This window comes from Pseudomonas ekonensis (assembly GCF_019145435.1).
In the GTDB taxonomy this organism is placed as follows: Bacteria; Pseudomonadota; Gammaproteobacteria; order Pseudomonadales; family Pseudomonadaceae; genus Aquipseudomonas; species Aquipseudomonas ekonensis.
The window spans coordinates 1,293,621-1,314,901 of record NZ_JAHSTS010000001.1 but is presented as its reverse complement, the minus strand read 5'-3'; the positions used below and the strand labels follow the sequence as shown (position 1 = coordinate 1,314,901).

The following is a 21,281-nucleotide window of genomic DNA, read 5'->3' as shown; positions in this document are numbered from 1 at the left end:
GTGACCATGCCAAAACAGCATGAATGAGCCTTGCCCACCATGGACAAACTCCACGCGATGTCGATTTTCGTCCGGGTCATCGAGCGCGGCAGCTTTTCCGCCGTGGCCCGTGAGCTGCAGACCACCCAGCCGACCATCAGCAAAGTCCTGCGTGCACTCGAGCGTCAGCTCGGCGGTAAGCTGATCGCCCGCAGCACGCGCAAGCTGTCGCTGACCGATGAAGGCCAGCGCTACTACAACGAATGCCGAACCATCCTGGCGGCGGTGGACGCTGCCGAACACAGTTTCCAGTCCGGCCGGGAAACCGTTGCGGGCCCCCTGCGGATCGGCTCGTCCGTCAGCTTCGGCCGCTTGCAGATCGCGCCGCGGCTGACGGCGTTTCTGGAGCGCTACCCGCAGGTGCAGATCGATCTGCAGCTCAGTGACCAGAACCAGGATCTGGTCAGCGAAGGCCTGGACGTCAGCCTGCGAATCGGCGCATTGAGCGACAGCGGCATGATCGCCCGCCCCATCGGCGTCACTCACCGTATCACTGTCGCGGCGCCGGCTTATCTGGAGCGACATCCCGCACCGCTTGCGCCAGCCGATCTGCGCCTGCACAACTGCCTGCAATTCAACTTGCTCAGCAGCCAGAACCTGTGGACCTACGAAAAGGACGGACAGCGCCACGAGGTGCGCATACAGGGAAACGCCCAGAGCAACAACTCAGAGGCCATCCGTGAAATGGTGCTGGGCGGGTTGGGCATTGCGCTGTCGCCGGTCTGGCTGTTCAGCGAAGACTTGAAGGCGGGCCGGGTGGTCGCCCTGTTGCAGGACTACCGCACACAACCGCTGCCGATGCACGCGGTGTTCCCGGCGAACCGTCGCCAGTCCGCCAGGATCCACGCATTCGTCGACCACATGGCTCAGGCGCTGGCGACAGCGCCCGAGCTGATGCCGGTCAGATAGCCGCGGTGCGGGTATTCAGCCAGGCCAGCGCCGCGCCGTCGAGCAGCGGGCTCAGGCGCTTGCGCACCTGGGCGTGGTAGGCGTTGAACCACTGCTTTTCGTCCTCGGTCAGCAAGGACGGCTCCAGGCAACGGGTGTCGATCGGGCACAGGGTCAGGGTTTCGAACTTGAGGAATTCCCCGAATTCGCTGCTGCCGGCTTCGACGTTCATCGCCAGGTTCTCGATGCGCACGCCCCAACGCCCCGGACGGTAGGTGCCCGGTTCGATGGAGGTGATCATCCCCGGTTGCATGGCTGTCTGCGGCGTCGGCGCCGCCTGGTAGGCGATCACCTGCGGGCCTTCATGGACGTTGAGGAAGTAACCGACGCCGTGGCCGGTGCCATGACCGTACTCCACGTTGTCGGCCCAGATCGGCGCCCGGGCGATGGCGTCGAGCAGCGGCGACTGGATGCCTTTGGGGAAGTGAGCCCGCGACAACGCGATCACGCCTTTGAGCACCCGGGTGCAATCGCGCTTCTGCTCGGCGTTCGGCGTACCGACCGGCACCATCCGGGTGATGTCGGTGGTGCCGCCCAGGTACTGGCCGCCGGAGTCGATCAGCAGCAGGCCGTCGCCCTCGATCACCGCGTGCGCCTGCTCGGTGGCGTGGTAGTGCGGCATGGCACCGTTGGCGTTGAACGCGGCGATGGTGTTGAAGCTCAGCGACACGTAGTCCGGACGACGCGCGCGGGCGGCGGTCAGTTTCTCGTCGATGGTCAGCTCGGTGATGCGCTCGCGACCCCAGGCCGACTCCAGCCAGGCGAAGAATTCGCATAGCGCCGCGCCGTCCTGCTCCATGGCCCGACGGATGTGTTCGGCATCGGCCTGGCTCTTCTGCGACTTGGCCAGGGTGGTCGGATTGAGGCCTTCGACCAGCGTCACGCCGCTGTCGAGGTTGCCCAACAGGCCACTGGTGACCCGCGCCGGATCCACCAGCAGACTCGCCCCGTCCGGCACCGCGCGCAAGGCGTCGGCGACTTCGCTGTAATCGCGCAGGGTCACGCCGTCCTGTTCCAGCACGGCGCGCAGGCTAGCGTCGACCTTGCCCAGGGCCACGAACAGCGTGGCCTGCTGCTGGCCGATCAAGGCAAAGGAAATGAACACCGGGTTGAACGACACATCGCCGCCGCGCAGGTTGAACAGCCAGGCGATGTCGTCGAGGGTGGCGATGAAATGCCAATCGGCCCCGCGCTCCTTGAGGGTTTCGCGCAGTCGGGCGAGCTTCTCGCCACGGCTGACGGTGGCCTGCGGCGACAGGTGCTGATAGACCGGCGCGTTCGGCAGTTGCGGGCGGTCGCTCCAGACTTCATCCAGCAAATCGATGTCAGTGCGCAGACGGGCGCCCCGGGCCTCGAGCTTGCTGCCCAGGGTTCGCGCCGACGCCATCGCCATGACCGCGCCATCAACCGCCACCACGCCGCCTTCCGGCGTCTGCTCGGCCAGCCAGTCCAACGGACCCGGCTGACCGGGCTGCAGCTTGACCAGTTCGATGCCGCTGCCGTTGAGTTCCTGGGTCGCCTGTTCCCAGTAACGGCTGTCGGCCCAGACGCCGGCGAAGTCCGTGGTGACGATCAGCGTGCCGACCGAACCGTGGAACCCCGACAGCCATTGCCGGCCCTGCCAGTAGCCCGGCAGGTACTCTGACAGGTGCGGGTCGGCCGACGGCACCAGCAACGCATGGATGCCTTCGCGGCGCATCAGTTCACGGGTGTGCGCCAGGCGCTGGGGAACCGATCCGTCGGTCAAAGTCTGGGTACTCATCATGTCTCCTGCTAACCACTTCGTCGTTATTGTCCGGTGCCGGTCGTGTCCGGCACCTTTATGAAAGTCCTGTCGCCCAGAACGCCGGAGCGCTGGTGCAGGCGGCCTTGATCAGTTGCACGGCCCGGTCGATGTCGTCGGCCGTGGTGAAGCGGCCCAGGCTCAGGCGGATGGTGCGTCCCGCCAGGCGTGCGTCATGCCCCAACGCCAACAGCACGTGGGATGGAGTGTTGCTCGCCGAGTTGCAGGCCGAGGTCGCGGAAAACGCGAGCGAATGGCTCAGGGTCGCGGCGTTGAACTCGCCTTCGCCGAAGGTCAGGCTCAGGGTGTGCGGGATGCGCCGCTGCGCGCTGCCGTTGAGGCGCACGCCGGGCAGGCTCAGCAATTGTTCGAGCAGTCGCTCGCGCAGCGCAGCGATGGTGTTTTTCTCTTCATCGAACACCTGCGCCGCCAGGGCGAAGGCGGCGCCCATCGCCGCGATCTGGTGGGTCGCCAGGGTGCCGGAGCGCAAGCCGCCTTCGTGTCCGCCGCCGTGGATCTGCGCCTGCAGACGCTGCTGCGCGCGCGGGCCGACGTACAGCGCGCCGATGCCCTTGGGCCCGTACAGCTTGTGCGCCGAGAAGGACATCAGATCCACCGGCCATTGCGCCAGGTCGATGGCGACCTTGCCGGCGCCCTGCGCCGCATCGACATGGAACAGCGCCTCGCGGCCGCGCACCACCTCGCCGATGGCCGGGATATCGTTGACGGTGCCCAGTTCGTTGTTGACCAGCATCAGCGACACCAGAAAGGTGTCGTCGCGCATCGCTTCGCTGACCGCCTGCGGGGTGATCAGGCCGTCGGCGTCCGGCACCAGGTAGGTCACGGCGATGCCGGCGTCCTGCAGTTGCCGGGCAGTGTCGAGGATGGCCTTGTGTTCGATCTGGCTGGTGATGATGTGCCCGCCGGGCACGCCCCGGGCCTGGGCCACGCCCTTGAGGGCGAGGTTGTTGGATTCGGTGGCGCCGGAGGTCCAGACGATCTGCCCGGCCTGGGCCCCGACCAGTTCGGCGACCTGCCGGCGCGCCTGCTCGACCGTGTGCCTTGCCTGCCGGCCGAAGGCATGGGAGCTGGAGGCCGGGTTGCCGAAATTGCCGTCGAAGCCCAGACACTCGATCATCACCTGGATGACCCGCTCGTCCACCGGGGTGGTGGCGGCGTAATCGAAATACAGCGGACGTTGGTTCATAGAAAGACTCGCAGAGCGTGTTCCGGGGTCAGGAGGCTCGTGTCTGCAAACGGCAAGGCGCAGCCTTGTGGGCCGCGCCGCGGTTAGAGAGCGTCATCATTACCTGATCGGATGCCGTTAAAGAAGAACAACTTCATTTAAGAGTGCGTAGGAACGCTCCTGAAGCCGAGCTTAACAGGCATCGGGCCGGCGGTTGAAGCGATGCGTCAGGCAAAGCTTTCCAGCAGCAGCGGGTACAGCGAAATCACCAGCAGCGCCGCCATGCCCCAATTGAACGCCCGCAGCCAGCGGCGATCCTTGAGCACGTTGCGCAACAAGGTGCCGCAGGCCGCCCACACGCCGACGCTCGGCAGGTTGATGATGGCGAACACGGCGGCGATCACCAGCACGTTGGTGAAGTAGCCCTGCATCGGCGTGTAGGTGCTGATGGCGCCGATGGCCATGATCCACGCCTTGGGGTTGACCCACTGGAACGCCGCCGCCCCCAGGTAGCTGATCGGTTTGCCTTCGCCGTCGCCGCTGTCGCCGACCGGGCCGGAACGGGCGATTTTCCACGCCAGGTACAGCAAGTACGCCGCGCCGACGTACCGCAGGATCGTGTACAGCAAGGGATAGCGCTGAAACACCGCGCCCAGGCCGAACCCTACCGCCACGACGAGCACGAAGAAGCCGCAGGTGATGCCGAGCATGTGAGGGATGGTGCGGTTGAAGCCGAAATTCACCCCCGACGCCAACAGCATGGTGTTGTTCGGCCCCGGCGTGATCGAGGTGACAAGGGCAAACAGGGCAAAGCCCAGCAGCAGATCGAGCGAGAGGGTCATGGCAGGCATTCCGTGAGGGTCATTCAGGTGTTGACCCTATCGCACGGCACCGCGCCAGCCCATGGACAGTTGGGCGAAACTTCGAGCAGTACAGTTGTCGATCAGCTTGGACGACCGTGCAGCTGTACGGCCCGTTCGGCGCTCATTTCGCCATGGCTGTCGAAGCCGACGATCTTCTGTGGCTGGCCGAGCAGTTCGGCTTTCTTGGCGTGGTACTCGTCGAAGGACAGGCCGCGGCGGTTCAGCGCTTCGAGGGCCAGTTCGCGGGTTTCTTCCGCCGTGTAGGGGCGCAGTTCAGGTGACACGTGGCTGGCGCAACCGGCGAGCACGGAGACGGCGAGCATCAGGGAAACAGTCAGTAAGCGGTTCATCGGGAGCGTCCTGGCGAAAGGTGTTTGTCGATGGACAAAGGCTACGCCGGGGCACGCGCGCGCAGAAATCAACGCGCTCAATAGTGGCTATCAGATTTTCGCCGGTGAACACTTCATATTCACAAAAGACCTATCAATATCAATTAACAGTCTTTTACGGAATAAAAGGCAGCCTCTATAAACACATCCACCGCGTTCGGCACTGTTGCTCCAGCAACTGTCCGCCAGGCAACAGCGGTTCAGCAAACCGCCCCGAAAACCACACAAGGAGGCCCACGCAGAACCGCCGAAGCCCCGCAGTGCGGGCTTTTGAGGAATTGGTACAGCGCTTGCTCCGCCCCCCGGTGAACCCTCACCGCTCGCCGAGCCACTGTTGAAAAGGAATACATCATGTCGCGCCCACTGAAAGTCGTTGCCCTGTCCGGCGGAACCTGGCGTCCGTCCCGTACCCTGGTGCTGACCCAGGCCCTGCTGGCCGAACTGGCCGGGCACTTGCCCGTCGACAGCCACCTCATCGAACTCGGCGACATTGCCCGCCCGCTCGGCGCCGCGCTGTCGCGCCAGGAATTGCCGGCCGAGGTCGAGGCGCAGTTGCAGGCCATCGAACAGGCTGACCTGCTGGTCGTGGCCACACCGGTGTACCGCGGGGCCTATCCGGGCCTGCTCAAGCACCTGTTCGATCTGATCGACCTCAATGCGCTGATCGACACGCCGGTGCTGCTGGCCGCCACCGGCGGCAGCGAACGCCATGCGCTGGTGCTCGACCACCAACTGCGGCCGCTGTTCAGCTTCTTCCAGGCCGTGACCCTGCCCATCGGCGTGTACGCCAGCGAAGCCGACTTCACCGATTACCAGATCACCAGCGAACCGCTCAAGGCCCGTATCCGCCTGGCCGCCGAACGCGCCGCGCCGCTGTTCGGCACGCATTTCAAGCCGTTGCTGAAAAGCGCCTGAGGCGCCGCCCGCCGACACCCCAGCCCGCCCAGGACTCTGATGAGGAACACCGCGTGACCGCCAAACCGCAAAGCCCACTGCCCTCCCCGTTGCAGACCGCCCGACGGCTGGCCGCCGAGTTCGCCCTGACCGCCGTCGAACGCGACGAGCGCGGCGGCACGCCGAAGGCCGAACGCGATGCCCTGCGCAACAGCGGCCTGCTGGCCCTGAGCATTCCGACCCGCTACGGCGGCCTCGGCGCGCCCTGGAGCGAAACCCTGCAGATCGTGCGCGAGTTCGCCAGGGTCGACAGTTCGATCGCCCATGTCTTCGGTTTCCACCACTTGATGCTGGCCACGGTGCGCCTGTTCTCGCGGCCCGAACAATGGCAACCGTGGTTCGAACAGACCGCCCGGCAGAACTGGTTCTGGGGCAATGCGCTCAATCCGCTGGACACCCGCACCGTGGTCAAGGACCTGGGCGGCTGGCGCGAGTTCTCCGGCAAGAAGAGCTTTTGCTCCGGCGCCAGCGACTCTCAGATGCTGATCGCCTCGGCGGTGGACGAGAGCCAGGGCGGCAAGCTGCTGATCGCCGCCATCCCCAGCGCACGCAGCGGCATCACCCTGCACAACGACTGGAACAACATCGGCCAGCGCCAGACCGACAGCGGCAGCGCCACGTTCGAACGGGTTCGGGTCGAAGAATCGGAGCTGCTGCTCGACCCCGGCCCCCTGAGCACGCCGTTCGCCTGCCTGCGGCCGCTGATCGCGCAGTTGACCTTCACGCACATGTTCCTCGGCATCGCCGAAGGTGCGTTTGAAGAGGCCCGCCAGTACACCCTGAACGAAACCCGCGTGTGGCACCGCTCCCCGGCCCGCGATGTGCGCGAGGATCCTTACGTGCTTGGCCATTACGGCGAGTTCTGGGTCGAGCTCGAAGGCATCCGCCTGCTGGTGGAGCGGGCCGCCGCCCTGCTCGACGACGCCTGGGCCAAGGGGCCCGACCTGAGCCCAGAACAACGCGGGCACCTGGCCACGGCGATCGCCACGGCCAAGGTCGCGGCCAGCCGCCAGGGCCTGGACATCTGCAGCCGGCTGTTCGAGGTCACCGGCGCCCGCGCCACCCACGCGTCGCTGCGCCTGGACCGGCACTGGCGCAACCTGCGCACGCAGACCCTGCACGACCCGCTGGACTACAAGCTCCATGAGCTGGGCGACTGGGCGCTGAACCGCGCCCTGCCGGTGCCGACGTTCTATTCCTGATTTTTTCCTTCCGTGGAGCGAGCCCCATGCAACTGCTGACCCTACCGCCGTCCCCCGCCCTGGCCACGTCGATCCGCGCCACCGCCCAGGTGTTCGAAGACCCCAAGTCCCAGGCCCTGCTCGCCCATCTGCAGCAGGTGGCGCCCAGTGAGGCCAGCGTGCTGATCATCGGCGAGACCGGCACGGGCAAGGAACTGGTGGCGCGGCATATCCACAACCTGAGCCACCGGCGCAACCGGCCGTTCATTGCGGTGAACTGCGGCGCGTTCTCCGAATCCCTGGTGGAAGCCGAACTGTTCGGCCACGAAAAAGGCGCGTTCACCGGTGCCCTGAGCGCCAAGGCCGGGTGGTTCGAGGAAGCGGACGGCGGCACGCTGTTCCTCGACGAGATCGGCGACCTGCCGATGGCGATCCAGGTCAAGCTGTTGCGGGTGCTACAGGAACGTGAGGTGGTGCGCCTGGGCTCGCGCAAGGCCATCCCCATCGATGTGCGGGTGCTGGCGGCGACCAACGTGCATCTGGAGAAAGCCATCAACGCCGGGCATTTCCGCGAGGACCTGTATTACCGCCTGAACGTGGTCAACCTGGAGCTGAGCCCGCTGCGCGAGCGCCCCGGCGACATCCTGCCGCTGACCCGGCATTTCATCGAGTCCTACAGCCAGCGCCTGGGCTACGGCCGGGTCGCCATCAGCCCCGGCGCCGAACACAGGCTGCGCGGCTACGGTTGGCCGGGCAACATCCGCGAGCTGGAAAACGTCATCCACCACACCCTGCTCATCTGCCGCAACGGCGTGATCGAGCGCGACGACCTGCGCCTGTCCAACCTGCGCATCGACCGGGCGGACGAGCCGCAGCACACCGCCGACGAAACCGCGCCGGCGCTGCTGGAGCGGGCCTTCCAGCAACTCTTCGAACAACAGGCCGGCGCGTTGCACGAAACCGTCGAAGACGCGTTGCTGCGCGCCGCCTACCGCTTCTGCCACTACAACCAGGTGCACACCGCCGCGCTGCTCGGCCTGAGCCGCAACGTCACCCGCACGCGGCTGATCAAGATCGGCGAACTGGCGGTCAACAAGCGCCGGCCCGCACAACACCGGCAAGGCGAACGCCTGATCCAGCTGTCGATCTAGCCGACCAGTTGGCAGTGCAGCCCGTCGTCATGGCTGCGGGCGATGCTGCTCAACACCTGGAACGAACCGAAGGTCACGGTGCGCGCCCGATGGGTGCGGATCAGTTGCCAGAAATCCTGCTCGCCGTTTTCGAAACTGCGAAACGCCGCCTCGCCCGCCTCCCGCGAGCGCCATTGCAGAAAGCCCAGCACCCGCCGGCCGTCGTCGCTGGCCTGGACGCTGGCGCTGACGAACCCGGCGTAGCGTTCGGCCAGACGCTCGGTCTGCAACGCCAACGCGGTGACCAGCGCGGGCTGTTGTCCGGGGTCGATCTCGAATTCGATCAATTGGGTGAAGCTGAGGTTTTTCGGCGCGTGCATAACGTCCCCACTCGTCTGTCAGGCGAATCTTGCGATTCGAAGGCGTGCAGGTTAAAACCTCCAGTTAAGTAGAGGTCAAGAGGCAAACTGGAAATGGTCACCGCAGACACCCTGCACAAGCAACTGACCGTCGGCGAAGTCGCGGCCCGCAGCGGCGTGGCGGTCACGGCCCTGCACTTTTACGAGTCCAAGGGGTTGATCAAGAGCCAGCGCAATGCCGGCAACCAACGCCGCTACCCCAGGGAAGTGCTGCGGCGCGTGGCATTGATCAAGGTGGCGCAGCGCCTGGGCATTCCGCTGGCGGAAATCGGCGAAGCCCTGAAGAACCTGCCGGACAACCGGGCACCGACGGCGGCGGACTGGAAACGGCTGTCGGAGCAATGGCGCCGCGAACTGGACGAGCGGATCGGGCAGCTGATGCTGCTGCGCGACCGCCTCAACGGCTGCATCGGCTGCGGGTGCCTGTCGATGGAAGCCTGCCCGCTGCGCAACTACGGGGACGTGCTCGGGGAACAGGGGCCGGGGCCGCACTTCCCGCCGTCGGCGAGCGATGCCGAATGACCGCCGACCCTTTGTCGGCGCCCCGGTCTGCGGCGCCGGCGCGGACCTATAGTTGACCGACCGGGCATCCGGTGAAGACTGACCGTCCACAAGAAAGAACAGGGAGAACGTCATGAGCGTCAAACCCATTCCTGAGGGGTATCACAGCATTACCCCGTACCTCGGCATCAAGAAGGCCGCCGAGGCCATCGACTTCTACAAGAAAGCCTTCGGCGCCACCGAAGTCATGCGCCTGGCCATGCCCGACGGCAACATCGGCCATGCCGAACTGCGCATCGGCGACAGCGCGATCATGCTCGGCACCCCGTGCGAAGAAGGGCCGTTCAGCAGTCCGGAGCAGTTCGTGTCGGTCGGCTTGCATCTATATGTGACCGACGTCGACAAGTCGTTCCGGCGGGCGATCGATGCCGGTGCGACCTCCGTATCGGAGGTCAAGGATCAGTTCTACGGCGACCGCAGCGGCACCTTGCGAGATCCTTACGGGCATCTGTGGTTCCTGGCCTCGCGCAAGGAAGACTTGACCGAAGAGCAGATCCGTCAGCGGGCCATGGAGATGTTCAAGCAAGGCTGAACGACCTCCTTGCCGAATGCCGGTAGGAGCGAGCCCGCTCGCGATTGCGGTGTGTCGGTCAATGAAGGTGCCGACTGACTTGACGCAATCGCGGGCAGGCTCGCTCCCGCAGTGCGGACAGCGCTGCGGCGAAGTGCGAAACATTTACTTTCATATCACCCATCGGGAATTTCCTCGCTCATCCGTCTTATAAAGATGCGGGCCGGTCGCCCGGGCAAACGCCTCGACCGCGCCCTCCAGGGACGCCCCTGCTGCGAAGCCCGTAGCAGCCGCTCCTCCCACTGAATCAAGACGTTCAATCATGTCGAAGAAATCCCGCTCGAAACTGTGGTTCCTGGTGCATAGCTGGCTGGCCTTGCCGATCTGGTTCTTTGTCCTGATCGTCTGCGTCACCGGCACCCTGGCGGTGGTCAGCCAGGAAATCGTCTGGCTGGCCAACCCGCAGATGCGCGCCAGCCAGCCGTCCGACGACGCCCCGCGGCTCAGCTACGACCAGATCCTCGCCGCCCTCAAGAAAGCCGAACCGCAGACCGTGGTGCAAAGCATCAACCGTCCGGACGAATCGCACTTTGCCCTCGACGTCGACGTCAGCTACCCCGACGGGCGCGTGCAGACGGTGTACGTCAACCCGTACACCGGCGCCATCCAGGGCACGGCGCCGGACTTCAACTTCAAGGCCTTCACCCGGGCGCTGCACGGCTGGTGGCTGGTGCCGTTCACCAACGGCTTCAGCTGGGGCTGGTACCTGGTGTCGTTCCTCGGCCTGCCGATGCTGGCCTCGCTGGTGACCGGGCTCGTGGTGTACAAACGGTTCTGGAAAGGCTTCCTGCGCCCGACCCTGCGCTTCAACCACGGCGCACGGATCTTCTGGGGCGATTTCCATCGCCTGAGCGGCATCTGGTCGATCTGGTTCATCGCGGTGATCTCCATCACCGGCACCTGGTTCCTGATCCAGGCGCTGCTGTCGGACAACCAGATTTCCATCTCCAGCGAACCGATCATCCCGGCCATGGCCCGGGAAGCCGTGCCGATGTCCGGCGACGGCACGCCGCCGCGACGGATCAGCCTGGACCGCGCCGTGGAAATCGCCCGGGAGAAAATCCCCGGCCTGGAAGCCAGCTTCGTCAGCCTGCCGGGCAACGCCTACGCCCACCTCGACATCGGCGGGCGCGGCTGGTATCCGCTGATGTTCCAGAGCGCCACGCTCAACCCCTACAGCGGCGACGTGGCGGCCACGCGCCTGCTGTCCGACCGCACTTCGCTTGAGTTCGTCACCGAATCCATGCGCCCGCTGCACACCGGCGACTTCGGCGGGCTGTGGATCAAGCTGATCTGGTTCTTCTTCGGCCTGCTGCTGAGCATGATGGTGCTGAGCGGGCTGCTGATCTGGACCAAACGCACGGCCCTGGCCACCGCCAATGCGCTCAAGCGCGAGCACAAGCAGCAGCGCGTCAAGGCACAACCGGCCCCGCGCCGCGAACCGTCGGAGGCCAGCCTGTGAGCCGATCCACCCCCGCACCGCAGCCTTCACGGCTGAGCCTGTTCTGGCACAAGTGGCGTTTCCACATCAATGTCCTGCTGCTCCTGATTCCGCTGGGCTTCATGCCCAAGTACTTCGCCGACGCCGCGCTGTTCCGCGGCGACAGCGGCCTGGGCGAGCGGGAGATCGGGCAGATCCAGGTCGGCCCCTGGAGCCTGCGCCTGGCCGAGCTGCGCGACGAGGCCCCGCGCTCCGACGGCCCGGCCGGCTACCTCAAAGGCTTCAACGCCGCCCTGTGCAGCGCCTGCGTCGATCAGGTCAAGGCCACTTACCTGCGCATCGGCAAGCCCCGCAGCCTGCGCGCCGCCGGCTCGATCTTCTTCGGCACGCCGTACCGCATGGGCACCCAGTTGCCGGTGCCGGACAAGACCCGCGCCGACGCCGAACTGTGGATCACCATGGAAGGCTGGGACGGCAGCATGCACCAGGCCTCGATTCCGCTGAGCCAGGCCTCCCCCGCCACGATCGCCTGGCTGAACAAACAAGGAGCCAAACCATGAGCCGCGCCCCACGTCCTTTCCGCCTGCGCCCGCGCCGGTGCCTGAGCGCCGCGCTGCTGGCGCTCGGAGCCGTCTTCAGCGCCGGCGCCCTGGCCCACAACCCGATGTGCGAGTGCAAGGCCATCGACGCCGAACAGATCAAATGCACCGGCGGCTTCTCCGACGGCAGCGGAGCGCCGGGGGTGACCCTCGACGTGATCGGCTATGACGAAACCATCCTGCTGCCGGGCAAGCTCGGCGCCGACTCGACCCTGACCTTCAAGAAGCCCGGCGCCGAGTTCTACGTGCTGTTCGACGCCGGCCCCGGCCACGTCGTCGAAATCGACCAGGCGGACATCGAAAGCCCATGACCCCATCCACCACCCAAACCGTTCGCCCGGCCGGCGCCGGCCATGAAACCCTCAACGTGCTGCTGTTGTGCCTGCTGATCCTGGCGGTCGCCGGTTCCGTGGTGGCCTGGCGCGGCGTGTCCCACGAGCCGGAGCCGGTTTCCGGCCATCAGCTGGACGCCCGCCGCGACCTCAATGCCGCCGAGCAGGGCCTCTACGCCGACCTGCGGGTCACCCTCGACGAGATCCGCCTGCTGCGCGAAGAGCAACAGGCCCTGCCGACACCGCAGGCCCTGGCCGACGAAGGCTTCGCGCCGTTCGCCCGGGACGCCAGCTCCGTCAGCCGTGGCGGTCACACATGGCAACTGCTGGCCGACTCGGCCTACTTCGGCCAGAGCAGGGCGCCTGCCGTGGCCGGTTCGTTCCTGATGCGAACGGACGCCGACGGGCATGCCCCGCCCGACATCTGGCTCAACCGCACGGCCGACGCCGGGGCGCCGACCGCGCTTTCCGACGACGCACTGTCGGCCGCCGGCTGGAAACAGATCGTCGCGCAATACGATGCCGGGGTGACCCGCGAGCATCGCCATTGACCTCCCGCCTCCATTCCACGGAAGACCGCTTGCCCATGTCCATTTCCTCTGCCCGCCGCCCCTTCCTGCGCCTGCTGCTGGCCGGCCTGTGCGCCTGCCTGCTGAGCCCGCTGGCCAGCGCCGACCCGGCCAAGCGCCTGCGCATCGGCATCACCCTGCACCCGTACTACAGCTATGTGGCCAACATCGTCGGCGACAAGGCCGACGTGGTGCCGCTGATTCCCGCCGGCTTCAACCCGCATGCCTACGAACCCCGCGCCGAAGACATCAAGCGCATCAGCGGGCTGGACGTGATCGTGCTCAACGGCGTAGGCCATGACGACTTCGCCGACCGCATGATCGCCGCCAGCGAAACCCCGGACATCAAGACCATCGAAGCCAACGAAAACGTACCGCTGCTGGCCGCCACCGGCGTCGCCGCACGCGGTGCCGGCAAGGTGGTCAACCCGCACACGTTCCTGTCGGTCAGCGCCTCCATCGCCCAGGTCAACAACATCGCCCGGGAACTGGGCAAGCTCGACCCGGACAACGCCAAGGCCTACACCCAGAACGCCCGCGCCTACGGCAAGCGCCTGCGGCAGATGCGCGCCGACGCCCTGGCCAAGCTGACCCAGGCGCCCAACGCCGAACTGCGGGTGGCCACTGTGCATGCGGCCTACGACTACCTGCTGCGCGAATTCGGCCTGGAGGTCACCGCCGTGGTCGAACCGGCCCACGGCATCGAGCCGAGCCCGAGCCAGCTGAAGAAGACCATCGACCAGTTGCGTGAGCTGGACGTGAAGGTGATCTTCTCCGAGATGGACTTCCCGTCCACCTACGTCGACACCATCCAGCGCGAATCCGGCGTGAAGCTCTATCCGCTGTCGCACATTTCCTACGGCGAATACACCGCCGACAAGTACGAAAAGGAAATGGCCGGCAACCTCAACACCGTGGTGCGGGCGATCCAGGAGTCCGGCGCATGAGTTCGACAGACATCGAATCCCCTGTGGGAACAGGCGTGCCCGCGAAGGCGGCGAGTCATCCAGCGGTGACGCCGACCGATCCTGCGCTTTCGCGAGCAACCCCGGTTCCACTGGGGCCGACCCTGAATTTCAGCGAAGTGAACCTGACGCTCGGGCGCACGACGATCCTGGACAACGTCACCTTCACGGTGCGTCCCGGCAGCGTGCACGCGCTGGTCGGCCCCAACGGCGGCGGCAAGAGTTCGCTGATCAAGACCCTGCTCGGCCAGATGCCCCACCAGGGCCGGCTCACCCTGCAGTGGCCGGGCGAGCCCGGCACCATCGGCTACGTGCCGCAGGCGCTGGAGTTCGACCGGGGCCTGCCGATGACCGTCGATGACTTCATGGCCGCCATGTGCCAGCGCCGCCCGGCGTTCCTTGGCCTGAGCCGGCACTACGCCGGGGCCATCGGCGATGCGCTGGAGCGGGTCGGCATGCAGGACAAGCGCAAGCGCCGGATGGGCGCGTTGTCCGGCGGCGAACGCCAGCGGGTGCTGCTGGCCCAGGGCCTGATCCCGGCACCGCAGCTGCTGGTGCTCGACGAACCGATGTCGGCGCTGGACGAAGCCGGGATCCAGGTGTTCGAACGCCTGCTCGGCGACTGGCGCGCCGTCGGCATCACCGTGCTGTGGATCGAGCACGACCTGGAAGCGGTCGGCCGCCTGGCCGATCACGTCACCGGCCTCAGCCGCCGCGTGCTGTTCGACGCCCCGCCGCAACAGGCCCTGACCCCGGAACGCCTGCTGACCCTGTTCTCGACCCACCCACGGAGCGCTGCGCGATGAGTTACGAAGCCTTTCGGCTGATGGTCCAGGGCTGGGCCTCGTCCGGTTACCTGCCGGAGGCGCTGGCCTATGGTTTTGTGGTCAATGCGCTGCTCGCCGGCCTGCTGATCGGCCCGGTGCTCGGCGGCCTCGGCACCCTGGTGGTGGTCAAGCGCTTTGCGTTCTTCTCCGAAGCGGTCGGCCACGCGGCGCTGACCGGCGTGGCCATCGGCATCCTGCTCGGCGAGCCCTACACCGGCCCTTACGGCAGCCTGTTCGGCTACTGCCTGCTGTTCGGCATCCTGCTCAATTACCTGCGCAACCGCACCGGCCTGGCGCCGGACACCCTGATCGGCGTGTTTCTGTCGGTGTCCCTGGCCCTCGGCGCCAGCCTGCTGCTGATCCTGGCCGGCAAGATCAACGTGCACATCCTCGAGAACGTCCTGTTCGGCTCGGTGCTGACGGTCAACGGCAACGACCTGCTGGTGCTGGCCATCGTCGGTTCGCTGGTGATGGCCCTGGCCCTGCCGCTGTACAACCGGATCATGCTCGCCAGCTTCAATCCGCAACTGGCTGCGGTGCGCGGGGTGGCGGTCAAGGCGCTGGACTACCTGTTCGTGATCCTGGTGACCCTGATCACCGTCGCGGCGGTGAAGGTCATCGGCGCGATCCTGGTCGGCGCCCTGCTGGTGATCCCGGCCGCGGCCGCGCGCCTGCTGAGCCAGTCGCTCAAGGGCTTCTTCTGGTGCTCGGTGCTGATCGCCACCGTCAGCACCCTGTGCGGGATCCTGGCGCCCATCGTGTTCGACCTGCCGGTGCCGTCCGGCGCCGCGATCATCCTGGTCGCCGGCCTTGCCTTCGCCCTCGCCGCCGTCGCGCGCGGCATCGTCCCCAGCCTGAAAGGGAACCTCGGATAAATGACTTTTGCATTGCGACGACTGACCCTGGCCCTCGCCCTGTGCGGCGCGGTCTCCACTTCCGTTCTGGCCGCCGACGGCGCCAGGCCGCTGCGGGTGCTGGCCTCGCTGCCGATCACCTACGGCCTGGGCGAAACGCTGCTCAAAGGCACGGCCGTCAGCCTGGAACGCGCGGCGCCGGCCAACCTGCCGGGCAGCCGCCAGACCGCCTACTTCAGCGGTCGCGGCGCTCCGGCGCTGAGCAAGCTGGCGACCGGTGCCGATGCGGTGATCGGCGTGCGCTCGTTGTGGGTCGATGATCCGCTGTACCCGATGGCCCGGCGCAGCAACATCCGCATCGTCGAGGTCGATGCCGCCCGGCCCGTGGACGGCGCCCTGCCCGGCATCGCCGTGCAGCCGGGCCTCAAGGTCGACGGCCTGAACAGCCAACCGTGGCTGGCGGGCAACAACATGGGGCGCATGGCCGATGTGATGGCGGCGGACCTGGTGCGCCTGGCGCCGCAGGACAAGCCGAAGATCGAGGCCAACCTGGCGGCGCTGAAACAGCGCCTGCTCAAGCTCAACGCCGACACCGAGGCGCGGCTGGCGAGCGCCGACAACCTGAGCGTGATGAGCCTGAGCGACCATTTCGGGTACCTGATCGGCAGCCTCAACCTGGAACTGGCCGGCCAGGATCCACGGCCGGACGCCGAGTGGACGCCCGAGGACCTGAAACGGCTCACCGCCACCCTGAAGGACAACGACGTGGCGGTGGTGCTGCATCACCGCGAGCCTTCCCCGGCGCTGAAGGCGGCGATTGCCGACGCCGGCAGCCGACTCGTGGTGCTGGGCACCGACGGGGCGGATCCGGTGGCCGAGCTGGAGGGCAATGTGGACCTGCTGCTCAAGGGTTTGAGCGGCACGTAACCTCATCCGCAACCGTGTCATCGTTCATCGCCAGCAGGCTGGCTCCCACAAGGGTCAGGGACATGCAGAACTCTGCTGGCGATGAGGCCCTACCGGTCCTGACAAAAACCGCAGGCAAGAAAAAACCCGCCGACCGTCACCGGTCCAGCGGGTTTTTCTTTGGCCGACGGCTTACTGGGCAGCCGCTTGCGCTTCCATCTTCTGGCGCAGGCTCAGCGGACGCATGTCGGTCCAGACCTCTTCGATGTAGGCCAGGCACTCTTTCTTCATGCCGCTTTTGCCCACGGTGCGCCAGCCTTGCGGCACGGCCTTGTAGTCCGGCCAGATCGAGTACTGCTCTTCGTGGTTGACCACGACCTGAAAGAGGATGTCCTCGCGGTCGAATACTGACGTCATGCTGTGTCTCCATCGCTGTAAGGGTGGGCTGCACGAGCGGTGCAGCCGGGTATGTAGAAGGAACGTTCGGCGCCGCGAAAAATTTACAGAGCCGCGGTCGCGGCGGCCAAGGCACGGCCGAAGATCTCGGCGACGCGGTCGATTTCCGCTGCGGTGATCACCAGCGGCGGCAGGAACCGCACCACCGCGCCATGGCGGCCGCCCAACTCCAGGATCAGGCCGCGCTTGAGGCATTCGCGCTGCACCAGCGGCGCCAGCCGAGCGAAGGCCGGCGGATGGCCCAAGGCGTCCGGCGCACCCTGCGGATCGACCAGTTCGACCCCGAGCATCAGGCCGCGGCCGCGAATGTCGCCCAGTTGCGGGAAATCCCGCTGCAGCAGGCGCAAATGCTCGCTCAGGCGCTCGCCCATGGCGGCGGCATGCTCGCAGACCTTGTGTTCGACCAGGTAACGCATGACCGCAGACCCCGCGGCCATCGCCATCTGGTTGCCGCGGAACGTACCGGCGTGCGCCCCCGGCTGCCATTTGTCGAGCCACTCGCGGTAGACCACCACCGCCAGCGGCAGGCTGCCGCCGATGGCCTTGGACAGCACCACCACGTCCGGCACGATGCCGGCGTGCTCGAAGGCGAACATCTTGCCGGTGCGGGCGAAACCGCTCTGGATCTCGTCGACGATCAGCGCCACGCCGGCCTTCTCGGTGATGCGGCGCAGGCCGCGCAGCCACTCGATGTCCGCCGGAATCACCCCGCCCTCGCCCTGCACCGCCTCGACGATCACCGCCGCCGGCAACTGCACGCCGGCCTCGGGGTCGTTGAGCAGGTTCTCCAGGTAGCTGAGGTTGGCTTTCACCCCTGCGGCGCCGCCGAGGCCGAACGGGCAGCGGTAGTCGTACGGGAACGGCATGAACTGCACGCCGTTGCTGAGCAGCGCGCCCAGCGGGCGTTTCGGCCCCAGGCTCCCCATCAGGCTCAACGCGCCCTGGCTCATGCCGTGGTAACCGCCGGCGAACGACAGCACGGTGCTGCGCCCGGTGGCGGTGCGCGCCAGTTTCAGCGCGGCTTCCACGGCGTCGGTGCCGGTCGGGCCGCAGAACTGGATTTTCGCTTCCGCGGCCAACGCCTGCGGCAACAGGCCGAACAGATCCTGGACGAACCGGTCCTTGACCGGGGTGGTCAGGTCGAGGGTGTGCAGCGGCAGCTCATCGGCCAGCACCTGCCGGATCGCCTCGATCACCACCGGGTGGTTGTGCCCCAGCGCCAGCGTGCCGGCACCGGCCAGGCAGTCGATGAAGCGACGGCCTTCGACGTCTTCGACATACAGGCCCTTGGCGCGCTTGAGCGCCAGGGGAATGCGCCGCGGGTAACTGCGGGCGTTGGACTCCTGGCGGCTCTGGCGGGCCAGCAGCGGCGACTCGTTGAACTGGTACAGCGTTTCCGCCGGTTCATGGCCGGTTTCGGCCGGCGATGTTTCGATTTGGCTGGTGGCGACTGACATCTCTCGACCCCTCAATGCGCTATGGATAGTGACCAAAACTGCACACCACGCAGGTGCGCGTTCCGGTCGCGGAGCGCACATGCAGGTTTTCCTGTTCTGGAAACGCTTAAGCGCGTCGAGGATTTACACCCTTGATCGACGATCAGGCCGACAACGGCAGCCGCTTGTGCATGGGCAGCGCCTGCACACCGTGATGGAGCTGGCGCGGCGCCGACTCGCGGTAGCCCAGGCGCCGGTAGAAGGCTTCGCCGGCACGGGTGCTGCGCAGCGTCGCGCGGGGCGTGCCGCGGATCCGCAGCCAGCCTTCGAGATCCCCCATCAGCGCCCGCCCGGCCCCGCGGCGGAACCACTCCGGCTGCACGTGGCACAAGGTGACGTCGCCGCTGGCCACCGCCATGCCGACCCCGACCGGCTTGTCCCGCAGCAGTGCGAGGTTCAGGTAGCGCTCGGGGTCGGCGAGCCAGGCGCGGATGTGTTCGGGCGATTGCCGACGGATCCAGTGGTCGACCAATTGCGCGTCGTTGCGGTGGTCGAGGGCGCAACCGACCCGGATCGAGCGCTCGACGATGCGGCTGATCACGCCGGCATCGCGGGGGGTGGCCGGGCAGATGTAGATGGAGGCGTCCATGTCGCGGTTTCCTCAGTCCGTTGAGTCAGGCTGAGCAGGACGATAGCGGTGCGGCGGGCGGATCGCCAATGCGCAGGCGTTACATTTGATGTGCCCGGCGCGACACCTTGCGCAGCCGACCTGCTGGCGAGGTGCCCGTCCGGTTCAGGCCGGTTGCAGCGGCATGGTCAGCTCGACGCGCAGGCCGTCGGGGCGGCTGTCGAAATGCAGGGTGCAGGCGCAGCGCTGGACGATCGCCTGGACGATCGCCAGCCCCAGGCCGCAGCCGGTGCTCTGGCCGTTGCGCCAGAAGCGCTGGGTCAGGTGCTGCAGGTCGTCCGGGGCGATGCCGGGGCCGTGGTCGCGCACCACGAAACGCACGCGGTTGCCGCTGGTTTCCAGGCTCAGTTCCACCGGGCCGTCCGCCGGGGTGTGGCGCAGGGCATTGTCGAGCAGGTTGCGCAGGGCCGCGATCGACAGCACCGCCGGCATCTGCAGCGGCGCGGCCGACAAGCGCTCCGGCAAGTGCAGCCGGATCCGCTGGCGCTGGTCGCTGGCCGAATCCTGGATCGCCAGTTTCGCCACTTGCTCGGCGCTGCACTGCACGCCGTCATCGAACGACAGGCTGCCCTCCACCCGGGCGAGCAACAGCAGTTGCTCAAGGGTGCGGTGCAGCCGGTCGGCACCCTCCTCGGCCCGGGCCAGGGACTGGTCGCGGGCGTTGCCTTCGGTCATGCGCGCCACTTGCAGGTGGGTCTTGATCGCCGTCAGCGGGCTGCGCAGCTCATGGGCGGCGTCGCCGGTCAGCCGGCGTTCGCGCTCGATGGTCTTGCCGATGCGCAGGAACAGCTGGTTCTGGGTTTCGAGCAGCGGTTTCAGCTCGCTGGGGAACGCCTGGATCTGCAGCGGTTCCAGCGAATCGGCGTTGCGCCGCATCAAGGCTTCGCGCAGGCGGTTGAGCGGCGTCAGCCCCTGGCCGATCCCCAGCCACAGCAGGCACAGGCAGCCTAGCAGCGCCACGCCCACCGGCACCGAGGCCGCCAGCAGGATCGACATGTTCAGGGCCTCGCGCTCGATCACCCGGTCCGCCGTGGTGATCCGCACGTCGCCCCGGGCCAGGGTGAAGGTGCGCCACGGCGCGCCGTCGATCATCTGGTCGTGGAAACCCATTTTCTCGGCTTCCAGCGCCTGTTCCGGGTTGTTGTGGCTGCGGGCGAGGATCTCGCCGCGCAGCGAGCTGACCTGGCAGGCCATGCCGCCAGGGATGTTCAGTTGCTCGGCGCTGAAATGGGTGCCCTCGCCCTTGCCCGGCAACGCCGGCAACTGCTCCAGCAGCCCCGCGACCATCCGCGCCGACGCCACCAGGCGCTGGTCGAGGGAGAACATCATCTGGTTGCGCAGGTCGCTGAGCATCCAGGCGGCGGCCAGGGCCCAGATCAGCGCGAAGGCGGCGCCGAGGGTCAGGCTCAGGCGCAGGCGCAGGCTCATCACTTGTCGGAATCTCCGCCGTCGGCCGGGCCCAGGCGGTAGCCCAGGCCGCGCACGGTCTCCACAATGCCTTTGCCCAGCTTGCTGCGCAGGTGGTGGATGTGCACGTTGAGCGCGTTGCTTTCCAGCTCGTCGTTGAATCCGTAGACGCTGTCCTTCAACTGTTCGGTGGAGAGCACCCGGCCACGGTTGTGCAGCAGGGCCTGCAACAGCGACTGCTCGCGCCGCGACAGATCCACCGGCCGCCCCGCGAGGGTGGTTTCGCGGCTGCTCGGGTCGTAGGTCAGCGCGCCGTGCTCGATCAGGTTGACGCTGCGCCCCGCCACCCGCCGCAACAGGGTCTGCAGGCGGGCGAACAGTTCGCGCAGGTCGAACGGCTTGAGCAGGTAATCGTCGGCGCCGGCCTGCAGGCCGTCGACCCGGTCGGTGACCGAATCCCGCGCGGTGAGGATCAGCACCGGAATCTCCAGGCCCTGCTGGCGCAACTGCTGCAACAGCTTGAGGCCGTCTTCGTCGGGCAGGCCGAGATCCAGCACCATCACGTCGAATTCCGCGACCTTGAGCATCGCCCGCGCCTTGGAGGCGGTGCTGACGTGCTCGACGGTCAGGCCCTGGGCCGTCAGCCCCGCGACGATGCCGCTGGCGATCAACTCGTCGTCTTCGCAAACCAGTACGTGCATGGTGGATCCCGTAGAAAAAGGCAGATTAGGCCGCCGGCCGATTAAGCCGACATTATGCCCCGAACGCCGCAGCGAC

At 66.9% G+C, this 21,281-nt stretch carries 24 protein-coding genes; 14 read left to right on the top strand and 10 right to left on the bottom strand.

The features are described from left to right. Positions 1-39 precede the first annotated feature (39 nt). Entirely contained in the window at positions 40-948 is a 909-nt protein-coding gene (locus KVG96_RS06035) for a LysR family transcriptional regulator (protein WP_217891215.1), read from the top strand. On the opposite strand, the gene KVG96_RS06030 is transcribed toward KVG96_RS06035, so the two are convergent. The 4 genes from KVG96_RS06030 to KVG96_RS06015 all read right to left on the bottom strand — a co-directional run bounded on the left by KVG96_RS06030 (position 941) and on the right by KVG96_RS06015 (position 5,169). After that, a complete protein-coding gene (locus KVG96_RS06030; RefSeq protein ID WP_217891214.1) occupies positions 941-2,749 on the bottom strand; it encodes an aminopeptidase P family protein in 1,809 nt (602 codons plus the stop codon). The genes KVG96_RS06035 and KVG96_RS06030 overlap by 8 nt on opposite strands. Positions 2,750-2,807: 58 nt before the next feature. Then, positions 2,808-3,977 (bottom strand): aminotransferase class V-fold PLP-dependent enzyme, encoded by a 1,170-nt coding sequence (locus KVG96_RS06025; protein WP_217891213.1) that lies wholly within the window; start codon positions 3,975-3,977, stop codon positions 2,808-2,810. A 206-nt stretch (positions 3,978-4,183) separates the two neighbouring features. After that, the gene (locus KVG96_RS06020) at positions 4,184-4,798 is read right to left on the bottom strand and encodes a LysE family translocator (protein ID WP_085577904.1); all 615 of its coding nucleotides are present in this window, start codon (positions 4,796-4,798) and stop codon (positions 4,184-4,186) included. Positions 4,799-4,899: 101 nt separating this feature from the next. Continuing rightward, positions 4,900-5,169: a hypothetical protein gene (locus tag KVG96_RS06015; RefSeq protein WP_217891212.1), complete on the bottom strand. Its 270-nt coding sequence runs from the start codon at positions 5,167-5,169 to the stop codon at positions 4,900-4,902. 390 nt (positions 5,170-5,559) lie between these two features. Here KVG96_RS06015 and msuE point away from each other — a divergent pair, with 390 nt between their 5' ends. From msuE to KVG96_RS06000, 3 genes are read left to right on the top strand one after another with little or no spacing between them, the layout of a single operon-like run. Further along, positions 5,560-6,123, top strand: coding sequence for an FMN reductase (gene msuE / locus KVG96_RS06010; protein ID WP_217891211.1), 564 nt, complete (start codon positions 5,560-5,562; stop codon positions 6,121-6,123). A gap of 53 nt (positions 6,124-6,176) precedes the next feature. Further along, complete coding sequence (locus tag KVG96_RS06005; RefSeq protein WP_217891210.1) at positions 6,177-7,364, top strand: acyl-CoA dehydrogenase family protein; 1,188 nt, start codon at positions 6,177-6,179, stop codon at positions 7,362-7,364. Between the two features lie 26 nt (positions 7,365-7,390). Continuing rightward, positions 7,391-8,494, top strand: coding sequence for a sigma-54 interaction domain-containing protein (locus KVG96_RS06000; protein ID WP_217891209.1), 1,104 nt, complete (start codon positions 7,391-7,393; stop codon positions 8,492-8,494). Here the strand turns inward: KVG96_RS06000 and KVG96_RS05995 are convergent. Then, a complete protein-coding gene (locus KVG96_RS05995; protein WP_217891208.1) occupies positions 8,491-8,853 on the bottom strand; it encodes an antibiotic biosynthesis monooxygenase in 363 nt (120 codons plus the stop codon). The two genes, KVG96_RS06000 and KVG96_RS05995, sit on opposite strands and share 4 nt — an antisense overlap. Positions 8,854-8,946: 93 nt before the next feature. Here KVG96_RS05995 and soxR point away from each other — a divergent pair, with 93 nt between their 5' ends. The 10 genes from soxR to KVG96_RS05945 all read left to right on the top strand — a co-directional run bounded on the left by soxR (position 8,947) and on the right by KVG96_RS05945 (position 16,538). Continuing rightward, positions 8,947-9,414, top strand: coding sequence for a redox-sensitive transcriptional activator SoxR (soxR, locus tag KVG96_RS05990; protein ID WP_085629878.1), 468 nt, complete (start codon positions 8,947-8,949; stop codon positions 9,412-9,414). A gap of 112 nt (positions 9,415-9,526) precedes the next feature. Beyond that, positions 9,527-9,985 carry a VOC family protein gene (locus tag KVG96_RS05985; protein WP_217891207.1) on the top strand — a complete coding sequence of 153 codons (459 nt, stop codon included), beginning with the start codon at positions 9,527-9,529 and terminating at the stop codon, positions 9,983-9,985. A 301-nt stretch (positions 9,986-10,286) separates the two neighbouring features. Next, positions 10,287-11,486, top strand: a complete 1,200-nt coding sequence (locus KVG96_RS05980; RefSeq protein ID WP_217891206.1) for a PepSY-associated TM helix domain-containing protein — start codon at positions 10,287-10,289, stop codon at positions 11,484-11,486. Then, the gene (locus KVG96_RS05975) at positions 11,483-12,025 is read left to right on the top strand and encodes a PA2404 family protein (protein ID WP_217891205.1); all 543 of its coding nucleotides are present in this window, start codon (positions 11,483-11,485) and stop codon (positions 12,023-12,025) included. The genes KVG96_RS05980 and KVG96_RS05975 overlap by 4 nt, the downstream gene beginning before the upstream one ends. Continuing rightward, a complete protein-coding gene (locus KVG96_RS05970) occupies positions 12,022-12,375 on the top strand; it encodes a hypothetical protein (RefSeq protein ID WP_217891204.1) in 354 nt (117 codons plus the stop codon). Before KVG96_RS05975 ends, KVG96_RS05970 begins: the two co-directional genes overlap by 4 nt. After that, positions 12,372-12,947, top strand: coding sequence for a DUF6162 family protein (locus tag KVG96_RS05965; protein ID WP_217891203.1), 576 nt, complete (start codon positions 12,372-12,374; stop codon positions 12,945-12,947). The genes KVG96_RS05970 and KVG96_RS05965 overlap by 4 nt, the downstream gene beginning before the upstream one ends. Positions 12,948-12,982: 35 nt before the next feature. Next, positions 12,983-13,912 carry a metal ABC transporter substrate-binding protein gene (locus KVG96_RS05960; protein WP_085577913.1) on the top strand — a complete coding sequence of 310 codons (930 nt, stop codon included), beginning with the start codon at positions 12,983-12,985 and terminating at the stop codon, positions 13,910-13,912. Next, positions 13,909-14,736, top strand: coding sequence for a metal ABC transporter ATP-binding protein (locus KVG96_RS05955; protein ID WP_225927218.1), 828 nt, complete (start codon positions 13,909-13,911; stop codon positions 14,734-14,736). The genes KVG96_RS05960 and KVG96_RS05955 overlap by 4 nt, the downstream gene beginning before the upstream one ends. Further along, a complete protein-coding gene (locus KVG96_RS05950; RefSeq protein WP_217891202.1) occupies positions 14,733-15,632 on the top strand; it encodes a metal ABC transporter permease in 900 nt (299 codons plus the stop codon). Before KVG96_RS05955 ends, KVG96_RS05950 begins: the two co-directional genes overlap by 4 nt. Beyond that, entirely contained in the window at positions 15,633-16,538 is a 906-nt protein-coding gene (locus KVG96_RS05945; RefSeq protein ID WP_217891201.1) for a metal ABC transporter substrate-binding protein, read from the top strand. Positions 16,539-16,709: 171 nt separating this feature from the next. Here the strand turns inward: KVG96_RS05945 and KVG96_RS05940 are convergent, their stop codons facing one another. The 5 genes from KVG96_RS05940 to KVG96_RS05920 all read right to left on the bottom strand — a co-directional run bounded on the left by KVG96_RS05940 (position 16,710) and on the right by KVG96_RS05920 (position 21,205). Further along, positions 16,710-16,934, bottom strand: a complete 225-nt coding sequence (locus KVG96_RS05940; protein WP_085577917.1) for an MbtH family protein — start codon at positions 16,932-16,934, stop codon at positions 16,710-16,712. 83 nt (positions 16,935-17,017) lie between these two features. After that, positions 17,018-18,430 (bottom strand): aspartate aminotransferase family protein, encoded by a 1,413-nt coding sequence (locus tag KVG96_RS05935; RefSeq protein WP_217891200.1) that lies wholly within the window; start codon positions 18,428-18,430, stop codon positions 17,018-17,020. Between the two features lie 142 nt (positions 18,431-18,572). Then, positions 18,573-19,058: a GNAT family N-acetyltransferase gene (locus KVG96_RS05930; RefSeq protein ID WP_217891199.1), complete on the bottom strand. Its 486-nt coding sequence runs from the start codon at positions 19,056-19,058 to the stop codon at positions 18,573-18,575. A 144-nt stretch (positions 19,059-19,202) separates the two neighbouring features. Beyond that, positions 19,203-20,525 carry an ATP-binding protein gene (locus tag KVG96_RS05925; RefSeq protein WP_217891198.1) on the bottom strand — a complete coding sequence of 441 codons (1,323 nt, stop codon included), beginning with the start codon at positions 20,523-20,525 and terminating at the stop codon, positions 19,203-19,205. After that, the gene (locus tag KVG96_RS05920) at positions 20,525-21,205 is read right to left on the bottom strand and encodes a response regulator (RefSeq protein WP_217891197.1); all 681 of its coding nucleotides are present in this window, start codon (positions 21,203-21,205) and stop codon (positions 20,525-20,527) included. Before KVG96_RS05920 ends, KVG96_RS05925 begins: the two co-directional genes overlap by 1 nt. Positions 21,206-21,281 lie beyond the last annotated feature (76 nt).